Source organism: Flavobacterium tagetis (assembly GCF_016735615.1).
Taxonomy (GTDB): Bacteria; Bacteroidota; Bacteroidia; order Flavobacteriales; family Flavobacteriaceae; genus Flavobacterium; species Flavobacterium tagetis.
In genome coordinates this window covers 423,839-441,519 of record NZ_JAERSF010000002.1, presented here as the reverse complement: position 1 = coordinate 441,519, position 17,681 = coordinate 423,839, and the positions used below count along the sequence as shown (strand labels likewise).

Below are 17,681 nucleotides of genomic sequence, written 5' to 3'. Positions count from 1 at the left end.
GTTTAAAAGACTAATTATACCCATCGATATTTTTGATTTCTTCTATTCTTTTTAAAACATAATTGGTTTCCGCTTGGCTTACAAAGCCAGAGCACCCAGTTCCCCCCTGACATCCCAATTCAACATCTTTAGAATTTAATACCCTCATCTGATCCCATAATTTTTGAGATTTTAAAAGATTTTCTTTTTGCGCAATATTAATTCTTAAAGCATTTACAAAAAAGGTATTATCCTTGACTTTGGACACAGCTTCTTTATCCATCTTGATATACTTATCTAGTAATAAGATTTTACTCTTAAAAACTTCTCTTAACAGACTGTCTGCAAATTCTAATTTTTCACCAAAACATAAATTAGTTTCATAACTTGAACTGCCTCCTGAATCACATGGAAATTTTTTAGATTTAAAAATGAAAATTGGGTCATTTTTATCTATCGTAATGTGATTCTTCTCTCTTTTTTCCTCCTGAACTTTCTTTTCTTTTTGTGAAGAAAATAATTCCTTCTCTAGTCCAGTGCTTTTCTCATACAGAAAAAAACATGAAACAATTAAAATTAAATTAAGTACAATTGAAAAATAAAATCCTCTTTTCATAATCCTTATTTTTTATAGCCTAGCGCAATTAGTTCTGAATTGGCTTTCACATAAGACACCTGTTGAAATAAATCAATATTTATTTTTTTTTACAAAAAAAATGAATATTACTCCTCTAAACTAAACTTTCCATTTTTATAATCTTCAAGTATTTTTTTTGCACTTTCGAAATCCTTGCCATTTACTTGCAGAGAAACTGAATTAAAACCACCAGCGCTTACTAGCGAAGATTTTATAGTAGACATACATTCATTTACAATATAGCTTTCAACATTAAAGCTTCCTAAAAGATTTTTCAAATTCATCGTTTCAAGATAATTACCATTAAATATTATCAATAAGCTTCTCATACATTTAAAATTCTAATTTCTCCAATACCTCTACAGATTCTTTAATAACTAATATCTCTCAAACGAAAAAAGTCATCACTGAAATTATTTTATATTCTTAACTCAAACATTGTTTCACTTATCCTAATTTTTATCATCAAATATTTGTAATATTAATTCTCCTATCCTGCCTATAGCATTTTACTGAAAAAGTACCATCGTGATGATAAATAAATTGATAAATTCTGAATCTATTTTGATCTAAGTATGCCAAAATACCAGTTTTATGATAAAGAGCATATGAGTAATTATTTTTCATAATGCTTTTATAATTTGTTTTCACTCTTTCTTGAGCTTCGCTTTCTGTATCATCAACGGTATGTTTGCCTAGATTAATCATATTTGTTTTGATTAATAAACTATCTTTTAAAGTTAAATCAGTGCAAAGAAGTAAAGAATGCCTCATTTCCTCAGCAACATCAAACAAATCAATTTTATTATCACGTTTTAAAAACAACAATGCTCCGCGTAATTCATTGTTAAATGTGGCGTTTGATTTTTTCTTGCTTTTTGATGATTGATCATTTGGAAACTGCCAATAATCAACATATGAATTAGAAAAGAAAGGGATTGCATATTGTTCCTTTTTAGAATTTATAAAAACTAAAATACTCTGCCTGTCACTTATAGAATCAGGCTCCGTACGCAATTGAATTTCAAAACTATTATTATCATAAGAAACACTTCTAATCAATCTATAATAATCCGAATCCCCTTTGTTTAATTGAGGATATCTTTCTGTAAGTTTTTCAATTACTTCATCCGTCCTATCTTTTTCAGTTGCATTATTGCAACCGAAAAAAGACAGAACAAAACAAAACAATATTATTTTGTATTTATTTTTATTCTTAAAAAGGAGAAAAAATAAAATATTAGTTATGATTTCTTTCATTGGTTAGTTTTTAAGCTGACTATAATTAATTTCATACATTTTTCCATTACTATCCCTAATTGACAACCTTAATTGACTAGGATTAAGACCGAAAGAAACATCATTCATAATTTGATAACCAGTTTTCATTTCATTAAATGTATTTATTTGAGAAATAATTGTATTACGATTATACAGATTATCAGGATCATTTCTATCCATGTTCATTAAATAATTAGTGACTGATGCAATTTGTCCTAACTTAAATTCCGATGTCGTATTAGCAAAAGAAGCATCATTAAATTGTTGTAAATAAACTTTTACATGAGTTTCAAAATCTGTTTTTTTATTATTTGCAAATTCAATTTGATGAAATTGTTCGTGTTTCAAAACATTTGTCAAATTATCATAATTGTCTAACAATTTACTTATTCCTCCATTTGCATTTAAATAAACCGTTCCGTCTGACTTAGTAAAAGCTAGTACCGATGAAGATTGTTCAGTACTATAATCAACTCCAACAAAACCAGTAGACAATCCTGCTTTTGTTGCAAAAAAAGTGGCAATTTTTGTTATAAGGCCACTATTATTTGCTAAAGTACTTGTATCTAAATCAGATAAATTACATAATTTTCCTCCTATCGATATTTTGATATTATGACCACTTGTTATATCTTGCACGCCTATAAAGCTTCCATTATCGTTAAAAACGTAATCGTCAACAAAAGGATTATAACTTGTATTTGTATCATTTCCCATGTAAACATTACTTCCCATCATAACTCCTCCGCTGCCCATCATAACTCCCACTCTGAGAACACCATTAGAGTAATCAATTCCTTGCGGTATGGAACTTGGACCTTTATAAGTATTGTACACTATTACCTCATTGAGTAAAATTGCTCCATAGACAGCGTTATTATAAGCTCTTCCCTCAACTGTTTGCTCTTTATTTAAAAAATCAGCAATATTATTCCAAGAAAATTGAGGATTCGTAGCGCTATTATGCCCTACAAAGTTGATAAAGCGATTAATATCATTTGGATTAGTTGTCACTATTCCATTTCCTGTACTAGTCCAACCTTGAGCATTACTATTAACACTCCCACTTCCATAACCACTATTATAATTACTTCCATAATTTGCTGAACCATAACCATAAGTATTTTGATTTGAAGAAATTGAAGGATCATTATAATTTCCGTTAGAAGCAAATAATAAAGTTCCAGCTGGACTAAATTGAGATGACAAACCTCTATCTGTTGCATAAAACCACATATTTCCTGAACCGCCACCACCCATCTGCTGAGTATAAGAACTACCATTTACGACAGATCCACTTCCTGCCATAATAAACTTCATATCTTCGATAGAAATATTCTCTATTAAAGCATCAAAACTCATTTTCTTTAAAACTCTCATAATAAAATTTTTAAAAATTAAACAAAAGTATATTTAATCAACCCCATTTTTTTAATGTGTAATCTTTACGGGTCCTATTTTATAGGTATTTGGTATTTTTTTTGGTGGTGTTTTGGGAGAGTACGTTTTCTTAATCCAGAAGAGATGAAACAACAACCCTTCATATTCATTTTTATAAATAACTTTTCCGTTTTCAAAAATGACATCGCCAGTGTAGCCTTCAATGATAATGAAATCAAAATGCGCTCTAATTTCTTTGGTTATCTGTGCCGCCTTTACAAGATGAGTAAAACTCACTATTTCAGTATGTATTTCGAAGATTGATTGCCCATAAGTAAGAGGATCCCAAGCGAAATTGCATTCATCAAAACAATAATGTTTAGAGTTTGAAAAAACAAGTTTATAATCTTTACTCTTCATGAAAAATGTATTCATTTTTTCGTTGTTACGGTACAATGCAAAGCAACCTGTAGTATAGTCATGCCTCATACTGATAAAATCATACGAATTCAGAAATTCTTCCGTAAGAAATAATCTTATATCTCCAAATATGATATCAAGATCACTTTGTGCCCAAAAATCATAATCTTGAATAATTTCAGGAAATAAAAACCCATAAGCAGGCTTAAAATCGCAAAGTTTATATGGATAATCAATATTTACTTTAAAACCCAATTTTCTAGAAGCAATAGCTTTGATTTCATCAAGTGTTTTGTAAATGATCTTTACATTGTCTGGCTTATTGTCAATTCTTTCGTAATTATCTGTTATAATAAAAAAATCAACTGTTGGATTAAAGGCGCAGGAATGCAAAAAATAAGGAAGATACCACGGAAATTTTCCGTACCAGCAAGTAATGCTTGCTATAGAGGAAAGTTTAGGCATAAAAAAATATTATAATTTAAAAAACACTGACTTGTACACATTTATGAATTCAGTCTTGAACTCTGTGGTATCACTTTGTTTTTGGAAATTATAATATTTTGTATTTCAAACTTATATAAAAAAAATCAAACCGCCAAAGATTTTTCCTACTTTTATTTATATAGGCTTTAGATATTGCTTCTTAATATTTCGAATCAATTCTTCTAAACCGTTTAATTTCAATTCATAAATCAATTGTAACTGCTGACCTAACTCTCCTTTAGGAAATCCTTTATTGTGATACCAAACCACATAATACTCAGGCAAATCAATTAAATATTTTCCTTCATATTTCCCGAATGGCATTTTGGCGTGTGCTAATTTTATGAGCTGTTTTTTGTCTTGATCCATAGTTTTTAAGAAGAAAGAAGCAAGAGGAAAGACTTATACTTTCTTCTTGCTTCAATTATATGCAAAGCTATTATTTATTTGCCACAGATTAAAAGGATTCTCACAGATTATTAAATCAAAGATTAAAAACTTAGAATCTCAGAATCTTAGAACCTTAGCAACTTTAAAAAAAGAAGCAAGAAAAAAGAACTATTTTTCGTTCCCTCTTCCTGCTTCAAAAATATTATTTGAAAAAAGTTCAGCACAGATTAGAAACCTCTGTCCCTTTGTCACTCTGAACCTTTGTCACTTTTTAATAGTGCCATCTCACGAAAGCCTCCATCGCAGCATACGTTGCCAAACCTAACTGGTGGTACAACTCAGCCGTTTCACGGTTTCTGTCTTCTGCTCTCTGCCAGAACTCTCTTGCGTCTGTTCCTTGGAAAACAACTCCATCTTTTTGAGACTGGTGTTTGAAGATTCCGTGACGTTTTGCTAAAACCTGATCTGGACTCATTGGAACTGCCATTTCAACTTCGTCAATTCCCCACTCTTGCCAAGCTCCACGGTATAACCATAACCAGCAGTCGTTCATGAATTCTTTTGGTTTTAAAACTTTTACTGCTTCAAAAATAGCATCCAAACAAACTTTGTGTGTTCCGTGCGGATCTGCTAAATCTCCAGCTGCATAAATTTGGTGCGGTTTAATTTTCTCGATTAAATCAACTGTCAGCTGAATATCTTCTGGTCCGATTGGTTTTTTCTCGATTGTTCCCGTTTCATAAAAAGGCAATTCCATAAAGTGAATTTGAGAATCTGGAAGACCAACAAAATAACTTGTAGCTCTCGCCTCTCCTTTTCGGATTAAACCTTTAATGTAACGCACTTCTGGAATATCAATTTCGCTGTTCTTTTTGTTCTGTAAAAATGCTTCAGCTTTTTTATAGATATTATCTGCTTCTTCGCTTTTGATTCCGAATTTTTCATTGTAATCAATTACGAATCTTGCAAAACGTAAAGCTTCATCATCTGCCACCGCAATGTTTCCAGACGTTTGGTACGCTACGTGCACTTCATGTCCTTGCTCTTGCAAACGCATAAAAGTTCCTCCCATACTGATAATATCGTCATCAGGGTGCGGACTGAAAATCAATACACGCTTTTTAGCTGGCTCCGCTCTTTCAGGACGATTTGAGTCGTCTGCATTTGGTTTTCCACCTGGCCAACCTGTAATTGTATTTTGTAATTTATTAAATATCTTAATATTAGTATCGTAAGCTGGACCTGAATCTGCCAACAAATCACTCATACCGTTTTCGATATAATCAGCATCTGTAAGCATTAAAATTGGTTTTTTAAGATCTAATGCCAATCCTAAAACTGCTTTACGAGTTAATTTATCCGTCCAAACGATTTTCTCAACCAACCAAGGTTTATTGATTCTAGTTAGTTTTGAAGAAGCTTCTTTATCTAAAATGAAAATCGCATTGTTGTGCTCTTGCAAAAATGAAGCAGGAACTCGGTTTGTAACTTCATCTTCAACAGATTTTTTCACAATGTTTGCTTTTCCTTCACCCCAAGCTAACAAAATCACTCTTTTAGCTTCCATGATTTTTTTAACTCCAAGCGTAATCGCAGTTCTTGGCGTATTATTTAAACCAAAGAAATCTTTGCTTGCTGCAACTCTTGTAATGTGATCCAAAGCCACTAAACGAGTTTTAGAGTTTTGAAGCGAACCAGACTCATTAAATCCGATATGTCCGTTTCCTCCAATTCCAAGAATCTGAAGATCAATTCCGCCTAAAGCTTCAATTTTAGCTTCATATTCGTGGCAGTAGTCTGCAATTTGTTCTTTTGTTAAAAGTCCGTCTGGAACATGAGCGTTTTCAGGTAAAATATCGACATGATCAAACAAAAGCTCTTTCATAAAACGAACATAACTGTTGATTGAATTTGGTTCCATTGGATAATATTCATCCAAGTTAAAACTGATTACATTTTTGAAACTCAAACCTTCTTCTTTATGCAGACGCACTAATTCAGCATATAAACCTTTTGGAGAAGAACCAGTTGCCAATCCTAAAATACATGGCTTTCCTTCTTTTTGTTTTTCTTTGATTAAAGCCGCAATTTCCTGCGCTACTTCTTTTGAAGCATCTGTTGAGTTTTCAAAAACAACTGTGTTGATGTTTTCGAATCGTTTTTCGAAACCTGTTGCTTTGTCGATTTTACTTTTTAACATGATATATTAATTTTTATTTTTTGTTCAACTATTCCATTTCCTGTATTTATGCCCTTTAACAGCATAAAACAAAATCATTGCATAAGAAGGCAACAACATTAAATACGCCAATTGATTACCGCTTTTTGAAACGTCTTGCATATTTTTTGCAAGATTTGCAGAATTGATGCTCTCAGTGATCATCCCATAGAAAAGTGGAAAAACTGCTCCACCGATAATTCCCATAATCAAAATAGCACTTCCAATTTTTGTATATCCTCCTAAATCCTCTAGAGCCATTGGCCAGATTGCCGGCCAGCATAGTGCATTTGCTAATCCTAAAAGCGCTACTAAAAGTATCACTAACGGTATATTTGGAGTCCCAGGCAATGCAATCATTATTTTTGGAGAAATTAAGACAATTGCCAAAACCAGTACTAAACCAAGTATTCCAGACACTTTTAAAGCAGCTACTTGAGAAACATATTTAGGAATTAATACTATTCCAAGAACGTATCCGATAACCATTGCCGACATGGTAAATGATGTTAATTTTAAATAGAAATTCCCTTCTTCACCGTAAACTCCCAATTGTTTTCCGAAAGCTCCAATAGAGTCTCCTGCTAAAACTTCGGCGGATAAATACAACATTAAAGTAATTACCCCTAAAACTAGCTGTGGGTGCTGAAAAGCATTTTTAATCTGTTTGAAGACACTTAAATTCGACACATTTCCTTCTTCGTCCAAATCAATTTCTGGAAGAGGAGAAAATTTTACCATAAGAGCTAAAACAGTAATAATCAACCCCATATAAAGATACGGAGTTTGTAATTGCAATGCAAGAGAATTTAATGCAGTCGTTTTTGCAGTCTCATTCATCAAGGCAATTTTGGCAGCGGTAAAGTCTTGCATATTAGACAAAACCAAAACTGTAAGTACAATTGGCGCAACAAATCCAGCCAGTTTATTTGCAATTCCTAAAACACTGATTCTTGCAGCTGCACTTTCTCTCGGACCAATTACAACAACATACGGATTTGAAGCTGTCTGCAAAACTGCTAAACCAGTCCCCATTACAAATAAGGCAAATAAAAATAAAAGAAAAGTACGACTAGAAGCCGCTGGATAAAACATAAAAGCTCCCGCGGCGATAATCAATAATCCTAATGAAATTCCGTTTTTATACCCCACTTTTTCAATGATATATGAAGAAGGAACTGCCATAACAAAATAGGCAATATAAAATGCGAAAGTCACAAAATAGGCTTGCGAAGAAGTTAATTCGCAAGCTAATTCAAAAAACGGAATTAATGGTCCATTAAGCCAGGTTACGAATCCTAGAATAAAAAACAATAAGGTTAAAATTACCATCGGAACAATGGTACTCTTTTTCTCTACTTGTAATGTACTTTGAATGTTTGTCATAATTTTTGGTTGATTTAGTTATAGATTTATTTAATTCAAAATCTAAATTAGAATCAACTCTCACATTATTGATTGCGTAATTTATGCAAATATCTGCATTTTTTTTGCAAAACAAAAGTACTACATTAAATTTCCTTATTCTCTAATTTAGATATGAAAGTTTTGTTAATTTTTATTATTCCAATTTAAATCAGGATAATATTTTGCCAAATATGTTTTTACTTCGGCAATATCTTCTTTCGCAGTTAAGTCTGGAACGTGCTCAGAAAACGGAATTCCGATCGTTGTATTCGGATTTTCCTTAACAGAGTTTAAAAGAACCGTTGGAAGCTCCTTTTCATCACGCTCTGGATGAACAGGGCAATTTTTAAGATGTATATATAAAGTCTTGCCATTAAACTTAAAAGCATTCATACTGACACGAATTTTACCTTCAGCATCCTTATATTGTTCCAAATCTTCTTCTGTAGGTTTTTCTAAAATATCCAACAGCTGATTGTTTTGATCTAATTTTGCAATGGCAAAACGCGAAATACGCTCTAACGGAAAATCCATTGCATCGCGATCATAACTAATAAAAGCATTCGGGCTTTCGGTTTCTCTTAAAGCAAGTAAAGCTTCTGCCGAATACAAATTATCACTATTGCAAACCGAATAAAATTGCGAATTTAATTCAGGATATTGCTCTACAGCCTGAAACAGAGCATCTGCAGTGCCAAAAGGCTTCACTCTTCCTTCAGGAATATATTGAACAGCAAATGAAATATTGAGACCGTGAAAATCGTTATCCTTCATTTTACTTCCGTAAAATTCTTTAAACAATTCTCCTTGCTCTCCTATTATTATATAGATGTTTTTATAGCCAGCCTTTTTAGCATTCCATAAAAGATAATCTAAAAGAGGTCTTCCACTTGCGCCAACACCTATTAAGCCTTTACTCCTTTCATTAGCCTGAGCAATTTCTTCTGGAGATAGATTATTCGTAACCGCTTCTTTTTTCATACGAGAAGAAGCTCCACCGGCTAAAATCACTAAATTGTCGTGCATTTATTTTAATTTTCAATATTATCAATAATTCGTACTCCGGGATCAACATTTACCGCATAAGCTTCTTGAGCTCCAGCATGTAAAATCGCTTTTATAACCACATCTTCATACTTAGGATCAGCAATTACAACAATACTTCCACCACCGCCAGAACCCACAATTTTCGCTCCGTATGCTCCTGCTTTCAATGCGGCGTTAACCATTGCATCAATTCGCGGAACAGTAATTTTCAACAAATCGCGTAAAACTTCATGATGACCATTCATTAAAGCTCCTATTTTTTTAAGATCTAAAACTGGTTTTTCAAATTCTTTTAAAGCTTCTTTGGTATAGTAATAATTCTTAACTGCAGCTTCAAAAAACGGGATTAGACGATCAGGAAGGCAATTTCTGTATTTATCCACATCCTCAATTTCCGAAGCATTTAAATCAAACTCAGGATAATTCTGCTTCACAAGATCGATCGCCATTAATGCATTTCCTTTTAATTCACCAAGAAGACCAATAGTTTCCTTTGGAACACCTGAAACTCCTGTAATTAAACCTTTCAGTTCCGTACCTATTACATCAAAAGAAAACGGTTTTCTTGTATTAATGTAAACAATATTTCCAACGCCAATACTAAAATGATCCATCATTCCACCAGGTTCTCCGTGCTCTAAAACTTCAGATTCATAACCTAATTTAGAAAGAAATTCAGGCGTAACTTCATGATCTATTCCAAAAGCTTCTATCAGGAAACGAATCCAAGCCATTAATAAAGCTGACGAACTCGATGTCCCAGAATTAATCGGAATATCTCCAGTAATTGTAATGGTATAACCAGATGTTGGTTTACAGCCATATCTGCGCAAGACACGCAACGAGGATGCAAAATAATCTCTAGGTTCTAATTTTTCGAAAGCCTCGTGTATATCGATAATCCGAATTGCATTAATATCAATCATATTCAGAACAAATGTATCAGTCTGATTTTCTTTTGCAATTAATTTAACATTTCGATCTATCGCACAGGCTATAACAGGCAACCCTAAATAATCTTGATGGTCTCCAAAAAGACAGGTTCGGCCGGGAGCTAATGACGTAATTTTTTTCACTTAAAAACATTGAATTAAAACGCTTAATTTCAACAAATTACAGCGTAAATTAGTTATAAATTTATTTTAGTTTTTTGGTTTTGATTTCACGAAACTAGAGATTATATTTTTATAAAACAAGAAAAAATAAAAAAATGTGCTCGAACACACCTTTTTTATGTTCTCGAGCACATTTATTTAATTCTTACAGAAAAAATACATTTATTTGATCAAAGTTTTTATATTTGTCTATATGGACAAAAAGTACACAATTAAGGATATAGCACAAATGGCTGGAGTTTCTAAAGGAACTGTAGACCGCGTTCTGCATAATAGAGGAAAAGTATCTCCTGCTGCACTCGAAAAAATCAATGAAGTATTAAACGTTATTGACTACGAACCCAACTTAATTGCTCGAAATTTAAAAAGCACAAAAATATACCGTATTTGTGTTTTACTTCCTGATCCTGTTTTTGACCCGTACTGGCTTCCTTGCGTTAGCGGAATTCAGGACGCGATTACAGAATTTAAAGCTTATAATGTCGTTATAGAAATACATTATTTTAATCCAGAAAGCACTAAATCTTTTTTAAAAACAAACGAAACTATCATTACACAATCTCCAGATGCTGTTTTGCTGACTCCGCTTTTCCATAAAGAAACCATCGAAATTATAAAACAATATGACGATTTGGGAATTATGGTTAATACTTTTAACAACCAGGTCGAATCGTCTTCTATTAAAAGTTTTGTAGGCCAAGATTTATACAAAAGTGGTCGTGTTGCCGCCAGTTTAATGAATTTGATTCTGCCGAAAGGCCAGATCGCCATTATCCATATTGATGAAAGCCTGAAAAACGCTGTCCACATGCAGGAAAAAGAGCGCGGCTTTAGAAGTTATTTTGAAGAAAAAAATCTTTCTAATTTCTCTTTAACCACTTTAAAACTGAAATATTCCAACATTGAAACTAAATTGCCAGCTTTCATAAACGAAAATCCAGATTTAAGCGGTATTTTCATCACCACTTCGAAAGCTTACCAAATTGCCTCTACACTTTCAAATGTAACAGAGAAAAAGATTGCTTTGATCGGCTATGATTTAATTGACAAAAACGTTAGTTTTTTAAACCAAGGACTGGTTCACTTTTTAATTCATCAAAATCAAAAAAGGCAGGCTTATTTAGGCGTAAGCACTTTGGCTGATCATTTTATATTTAGAAAAGATATTCCCGAAACTATTTTGCTTCCTATTGATATTATCAATGTAGAAAACGCTTCTTTTTATATCAGCTAGCTTTTTTTTGCCACCAAGACGCTAAGTTTTTTAAAGTTATAATTTAGAAGTGAAAAAAACTTTGAATTTTAACGCCTTCACAGCAAACTATTCCACCAAAACAAACTTCCCAAAAGAAGAGGCTATATGAAAATTCGGCTCTGCAGTATTCGGATCTATCCACGTAATCCAAGTTGGCTCATAGTTTCCATTTTCTTGTTGAGAAAATTTAGCTCTATAAACACCTGCTTCGATTATATTGCCATGAATCAAGTCCAATTTCTTTAAAGATGCAATACTAATTGATCCCGCAACTATAAAAGAACTCTCATCTGTTGAAGACTTTAACTGTATGTGGTTTTCAGGCCATTTCCAATCGTAATCAAAAATTTTGTTAGGGCGAGCTTCAAAATCCAACAATCTAGTTGAAGGATCAATTTCAAGACAGTAATACGGATTAAGCTGATCATTACTCCTAAAAAACAGTTCCACTCTATCTGAATTACAAATACTATCTACACTATTATCTTTTTGATCAATATAAACGTCTATATCAAAAACCCTAAAATTGAAATAGAAATTTTCTTGATCCCATAGTGCACGAAATTCAATTCTTAAAATCGGATCGTTATTCCACGGAGATGAAAAATCGGTTAAACAATCTGCTTTTTTCCAAAAAAGAGGATCCAAAATCTCAATTGTGTTCTTTTGGTTTTTATCTATTATTTGTACGCGATATTCTTTCAAAATTCTTCTTCTTAAAATTTGTTAATTTTTCATTTATAAAAAAGGTCAAAATGACCATTAATCCATTTCCTGATTTTGACTTTTTTCCCCACGACCAATATAGCTCAAAAATTGGATTGAAAAACAAATCAAATTCATAATTAAAATCTAAAACTTCGTGCTTTATAGCATAAGAAAAGACTGTTTAATTTTTACGTTTTTCTTATAGTGATTGCGAAATTCACAAGTTTTTACAAAATCTACCTTTATTATTCAAAAAATAGGCCGTTTCAAGAACTTCACTATTTCTAAAATATTTTAAAAATATCACATCTTTTTAAGTCTAAAAAAACGTTTCATACAATTTTATGTGCTCGAGAACATAAATTTTGTGTGTTCGAGCACATTTTTTGTGTTTTTTCTTGTTTTATAAAAATATAATCTCTAGTTTCGTCAGAGATTAATCTTAAAACTAAGTTAATTATGCAAAATATAAGGCGCTTTTTAAGCTTAAAAAAAGCAGAAAACTGAGCTAAACAAGCAGTGTTAAGGACAAAAAAGAAGCTTCTAAATTGTATAGAAAATAACTTGACCAACACACAATTAAAAATCAAAATGAATTCCACGATCTAAAAAGAAGTCTAAAACCTACAAACAAGAAAAAAAACAATTAAACATTAACCAAAACCAATTTAACAGTATGAAATTATTAACCCAAAAAAAGCCAAGAGATTTTCGGATTAACAATTTATCCCGCAAAGAAATCGGAATAACGGTTCTCTCGTTATTAGTTTTTACATTTCAAGCTTCTGCAGCTTCTTCTATAAATACTTCAGACAAAAACAAAACAGCGTTGTATTTTGAAAAAACAGTAAAAGGTAAAGTAACAGATCAAAACGGTTTGCCTCTTCCAGGAGCGAATGTTGTGTTAAAAGGCTCTACCAAAGGTGTGCAGACTGATGTTGACGGAACTTTTGTTATTACTGTTCCGGATAACGCTACAAAACTTGTGATCACTTACATTGGTATGGAAGATCAAGAAGTAAGTATTGGAAGTGCTCCTCTAAAAATTGTCATGAAAGAAGCAGGACAAAAACTAGAAGAGGTTGTTATTGGATACGGAAAATCTAAGAAAAAAGACCTTACAGGTTCTGTGAGTTCTCTTAGCAAAGACAATTTAAACTTAGGCGGAACCGTAACAAATGTAGGACAGGCACTTCAAGGACGTGCTTCTGGAGTACAAGTGCAACAAAACAGTTACGCGCCAGGAACAAATCCTCAGGTTGTAATTAGAGGAGGAAACTCAATCAATACTTCTAATGCTCCGTTATATGTTGTTGACGGATTCATTACTAGTACTGGAGCTTCTATTAGTCCAAACGACATTGAAAACATTCAAATTCTTAAAGATGCTGCTTCTACAGCAATTTATGGTGCTCGTGGAGGAAATGGGGTAATTTTGATTACTACTAAAAAAGGAAAGGCTGGAAAAATGAATGTGGAAGCTGAGATTTCTGATGGTTTTCAAAATATCATAAAAGAGCCTTCTTTAATGACTGGACAGCAATATGCAGATTATCAAAATGCTCTTAATGCTGAAAACGGACGACCTCCACTTTTCCCTTCAAGCTTTCCTGTTGCTAATACTAACTGGTTTGATGCTGCAACTCGCCCTGGTGAAGTACTTAACAGAACGCTTACTTTTAGCGGAAGCGACCAAACTTCAAAATTCTTTCTTTCTGGAAACTATTTAAAACAAACTGGAGCTATCGTAAATACTGATTTTGAAAGATATACTGTGAGAATGGGTGCAGAAAAGAAATTCAACGATAAGTTAAACATGGGGATGAATGCTTATGGTGCTGTTGCTGAAGGAAATAATAGTGATTTTGGCGATAATATTTTATCTCCAATGTTCTCTATTCAGACTGCTCCTCCGACTATTCCTATTTACAATGCTGACGGCTCTTATTATAAATTTCAAGGAAAAGATAATGCCTTAGCACTTTTACTTGAGCCTACCGATCACACGATCAATAGATTGGTAAACGGAAACATGTTTTTGGATTATCAGATCATTAAAGGCTTAACGTATCATTTTGGTGCTGGTGCAGAATGGCAGGAAAACATTCAAGGAAAATATACTCCAAGTACTTTAGTTGCTGGAGCAGCGTTAAAAGGTTCTGGTTCTGAGGAAAACATAACTTACTTTAGATGGAGTACAGAGCAATATTTGACTTATAAATTTGACATCAAAGAAGTACATGCCATAACAGCAATGATTGGTACTTCTAATCAGAAAGACACATTTGAAAGAGTAAAAGCAGCTGGTACAGGGTTTTCTAGCGACTTATTGACTTATTACAATCTGCAAGGAGCTTCAGTTTATTTAAAACCTGAAACAGAAAAAACAGAAACAAAATTAACTTCTTATTTTGGAAGGTTAAACTATGCATTCAACGATAAATACTTAGCAACTTTTACGATTAGAAAAGACGGTTCTTCTCGTTTTGGGCCAAATAACAGATTTGGTATTTTCCCTTCCGGAGCAGTAGCTTGGAAAATATCTAACGAATCTTTTATGCAAAACGCAAAAGCAATTTCGGAACTTAAATTGAGAGCGAGTTATGGTATTACAGGTAGTGACGGTATTGGAGACTATTCTTACATGAGCCGTTTATCTTCTTGGGGGGTTACTATTGCTCCAGATGAATTTGTTGCAGGAACGGAACCAGCCAACTTAGCTAACCCAAATCTAAAATGGGAACAAACTGCTCAAACTGATATTGGTTTAGATTTAGGATTATTTAATGATAAACTTTCAATTACATTCGACTATTACAAAAAAAGAACTACAGATGCTCTTTTAAATGTCCCTGTTGGAGGGTGGTGGGGATTTGGTACTCAAAGAGTTAATGCAGGAGTTATTGATAACCAAGGTGTTGAACTTGGAATAAGCACTACAAACTTTAGAAGTGATAAATTTACTTGGACCACTTCATTAAATTTGGCTTATAACAAACAAGAAGTAGTGGCTCTAGCAGATAATGTAAAAATCATCAGTGCAAACACTTCCAATCCAAGCGGAACAGTTTCTGGCCAAGAATTTACAAGATTGGAGCCAGGTAAAGAAATGGGAGTTTTGTACGGTTATAAATATGCAGGAGTTATCAAAACGGGAGAAACTTATGCTCCTCAGCCATTATCTGTTGCCGGAGATCCAAAATATGTAGACGTTGATGGTGATGGTAAAATTACAGCAAAAGATAGAACGTACTTAGGAAATTCTATTCCACATTATGTTGCAGGTTTTAATAATGATTTTAGATATAGAAACTTTGACATGAATATCTTTTTCCAAGGAGCTTTTGATTATTCAGTTTACAATATGACTAAAATGGTTGGTGAATCTTCTACAAGTACAGATGCACTAAACCGTTGGGTTGCTGGAAAAAACGAAAACACAGATATTCCTAGAGATGGTTATTACAAAAGCACTTACGGAAGTTATGTGAACTCTAAATTCGTTGAAGAAGCTTCTTATTTACGTTTAAAAAATGTTTCGATTGGATATACTATTCCTGAAAGTGCATTAAAAACAGTAAAATTTATTGACAGCATCAGATTATATGCTATCGGGCAAAATTTATTGACAATTACAAACTATTCTGGAAATGACCCAGAGGTAAATGGCCATACAACTAGTGCTACTGCACAAAATATTGGTGGCGGAATCGACTTCAACTCTTTCCCAGCTTCTAGAACTTTTATACTTGGAATTAAAGTAGCAATTCACTAGTCTAAAATGCTTTATAGTAACATTAAATTGATTAAAATGAAAAAATATACAATCTTATTACTTTTACTTGCCGCAGGGACACAATTTTCGTGTAACCAAGACTTGGATCCTACGGTATATAGCAGTTTGACTAATACCAATGGGTATCAGACAAAATCGGATGCGATTGCTGCTATCAATTCCATTTACGGAAGACTAAAAGGGCCTTCTGTAGGCGATAACTTCTCATACTGGGCTACAAGACACTTTGCTCTCACTGATATTGCTACAGATTTAGGACACTGCCAATTTGGAGGAGATCCAGGGCAATTATCATTAGGAACTTGGAACTCAGCAAACGGTCTTCTAAGAGAAGATTGGAACGCGATGTATAAATTGATTGCTAATGCTAATAATGCGATTTTCAACATTACGCCAATGAGCGGCATTACAGCTGCTGAAAAAGCACAATTTATTGCAGAAGCTAAATTCTTAAGATGTTCTGCTTACATGGATTTGACAGATTCTTGGGGACCAGTAATTCTAATTACAGAAGCAAACCTAGGAAACCCTGGGTATTTAGATCAGACTCCCCCTTCATCTGTTGAAGAAATCGATGCTTTCATGATTAAAGAATTAACTGAAGCTGCTGATGTTCTTCCTGTAAATTATCAAAACAATGAAATTTATGGCACAAATGATGTAGGACGCGCTACAAAAGGAGCTGCGCTTACACTATTGGCAAAACTATATTTGAGAAGCCATGATTGGCAAAAAGTAGTTACCTATACACAAAAAGTAATGGATTTAAACGAATATCATCTTTATCCTTCTTACTTAGGTTTGTTTAAAGAAAGTAACAAATGGTGCAGTGAAAACATCTTCTCTTCTTTGAGTGACGCCAACACAAACGGAACCGAATTATTAAACCACTTCGGACCTGTTGATCACCCTGTTGTTCAAAACAGATGGCAGTATTATACTGTAAACTGGGATTTCTACAACACTTTTGGTGATGAAGATGAGAGAAAACAATGCTTTTTCCCAGAATTTATGGGAACAGATGGATTATTGCACAAACAAGCTCCATATTTAGGTGCTGAACCACCAGAAGGAGAGCTTTATATGCAAGACGTTTCTACAAAAAAATATGCTGATGATGAAACGACCACTTATTATGACGGACATAGTGTGAATATCCTTCGCTATGCTGATGTTTTGTTAAGTAGAGCTGAAGCCTTAAACGAAATTAGTGGACCAACTCAAGAAGCTATCGATCTTATCAACCAAGTAAAAGGAAGATCACATGCAAAACTTCTAGTTTTATCAGATCATACACAAACAAGTTTAAGAGATGCTATTTTACAAGAAAGAGGTTGGGAACTTTTCTATGAAGGAAAACGTCGTGCAGATTTAATCAGAATGAATAAATATGATGTTTTAGTAAATGCATACCACCTTAGAGTTGGCGAGGCAGCTTTAATCAAAATGCCACAAAACAAATATTATACATACCCACAAAGTCAGGTTGACCTTAATCCAAAACTAAGCAACGCCGATAGACAATAAGAATACCCAATCAAGAATAGACAGTTAAATGTCTG

Annotated in this window: 14 protein-coding genes; 3 read left to right on the top strand and 11 right to left on the bottom strand. The window is 33.2% G+C overall.

The features are described 5' to 3' along the window. Positions 1-10: 10 nt before the first annotated feature. The 10 genes from JI750_RS09305 to JI750_RS22190 all read right to left on the bottom strand — a co-directional run bounded on the left by JI750_RS09305 (position 11) and on the right by JI750_RS22190 (position 10,321). Entirely contained in the window at positions 11-595 is a 585-nt protein-coding gene (locus tag JI750_RS09305; protein ID WP_202000667.1) for a hypothetical protein, read from the bottom strand. Positions 596-702: 107 nt separating this feature from the next. Continuing rightward, entirely contained in the window at positions 703-945 is a 243-nt protein-coding gene (locus JI750_RS09300) for a putative signal transducing protein (RefSeq protein ID WP_202000665.1), read from the bottom strand. 136 nt (positions 946-1,081) lie between these two features. After that, positions 1,082-1,876: a hypothetical protein gene (locus JI750_RS09295; RefSeq protein WP_202000663.1), complete on the bottom strand. Its 795-nt coding sequence runs from the start codon at positions 1,874-1,876 to the stop codon at positions 1,082-1,084. Between the two features lie 3 nt (positions 1,877-1,879). After that, a complete protein-coding gene (locus JI750_RS09290) occupies positions 1,880-3,277 on the bottom strand; it encodes a hypothetical protein (RefSeq protein ID WP_202000661.1) in 1,398 nt (465 codons plus the stop codon). 51 nt (positions 3,278-3,328) lie between these two features. Continuing rightward, positions 3,329-4,162, bottom strand: coding sequence for a DUF6625 family protein (locus JI750_RS09285; protein ID WP_202000659.1), 834 nt, complete (start codon positions 4,160-4,162; stop codon positions 3,329-3,331). 156 nt (positions 4,163-4,318) lie between these two features. After that, on the bottom strand, positions 4,319-4,552 hold the full coding sequence (locus tag JI750_RS09280; protein ID WP_202000657.1) for a DUF3820 family protein: 234 nt from the start codon (positions 4,550-4,552) through the stop codon (positions 4,319-4,321). A gap of 292 nt (positions 4,553-4,844) precedes the next feature. Further along, positions 4,845-6,773 (bottom strand): glucosamine-6-phosphate deaminase, encoded by a 1,929-nt coding sequence (gene nagB / locus JI750_RS09275; protein ID WP_202000653.1) that lies wholly within the window; start codon positions 6,771-6,773, stop codon positions 4,845-4,847. 24 nt (positions 6,774-6,797) lie between these two features. Next, entirely contained in the window at positions 6,798-8,177 is a 1,380-nt protein-coding gene (locus JI750_RS09270) for a sugar MFS transporter (RefSeq protein WP_202000652.1), read from the bottom strand. 165 nt (positions 8,178-8,342) lie between these two features. Next, the gene (locus JI750_RS09265) at positions 8,343-9,224 is read right to left on the bottom strand and encodes a sugar phosphate nucleotidyltransferase (protein WP_202000650.1); all 882 of its coding nucleotides are present in this window, start codon (positions 9,222-9,224) and stop codon (positions 8,343-8,345) included. Between the two features lie 5 nt (positions 9,225-9,229). Further along, on the bottom strand, positions 9,230-10,321 hold the full coding sequence (locus JI750_RS22190; protein ID WP_202000648.1) for a mevalonate kinase family protein: 1,092 nt from the start codon (positions 10,319-10,321) through the stop codon (positions 9,230-9,232). 232 nt (positions 10,322-10,553) lie between these two features. Here JI750_RS22190 and JI750_RS09255 point away from each other — a divergent pair, with 232 nt between their 5' ends. Beyond that, positions 10,554-11,594: a LacI family DNA-binding transcriptional regulator gene (locus tag JI750_RS09255; protein ID WP_202000646.1), complete on the top strand. Its 1,041-nt coding sequence runs from the start codon at positions 10,554-10,556 to the stop codon at positions 11,592-11,594. Between the two features lie 87 nt (positions 11,595-11,681). Here JI750_RS09255 and JI750_RS09250 read toward each other — a convergent pair whose 3' ends face one another. Then, on the bottom strand, positions 11,682-12,320 hold the full coding sequence (locus tag JI750_RS09250) for a sugar-binding protein (RefSeq protein ID WP_202000645.1): 639 nt from the start codon (positions 12,318-12,320) through the stop codon (positions 11,682-11,684). A 679-nt stretch (positions 12,321-12,999) separates the two neighbouring features. Between JI750_RS09250 and JI750_RS09245 the strand changes: the two genes are divergently transcribed. Together JI750_RS09245 and JI750_RS09240 are read left to right on the top strand one after the other, a co-directional pair. Beyond that, positions 13,000-16,098 (top strand): SusC/RagA family TonB-linked outer membrane protein, encoded by a 3,099-nt coding sequence (locus JI750_RS09245; RefSeq protein WP_202000643.1) that lies wholly within the window; start codon positions 13,000-13,002, stop codon positions 16,096-16,098. A 36-nt stretch (positions 16,099-16,134) separates the two neighbouring features. Next, a complete protein-coding gene (locus JI750_RS09240) occupies positions 16,135-17,646 on the top strand; it encodes a RagB/SusD family nutrient uptake outer membrane protein (protein WP_202000640.1) in 1,512 nt (503 codons plus the stop codon). Positions 17,647-17,681 lie beyond the last annotated feature (35 nt).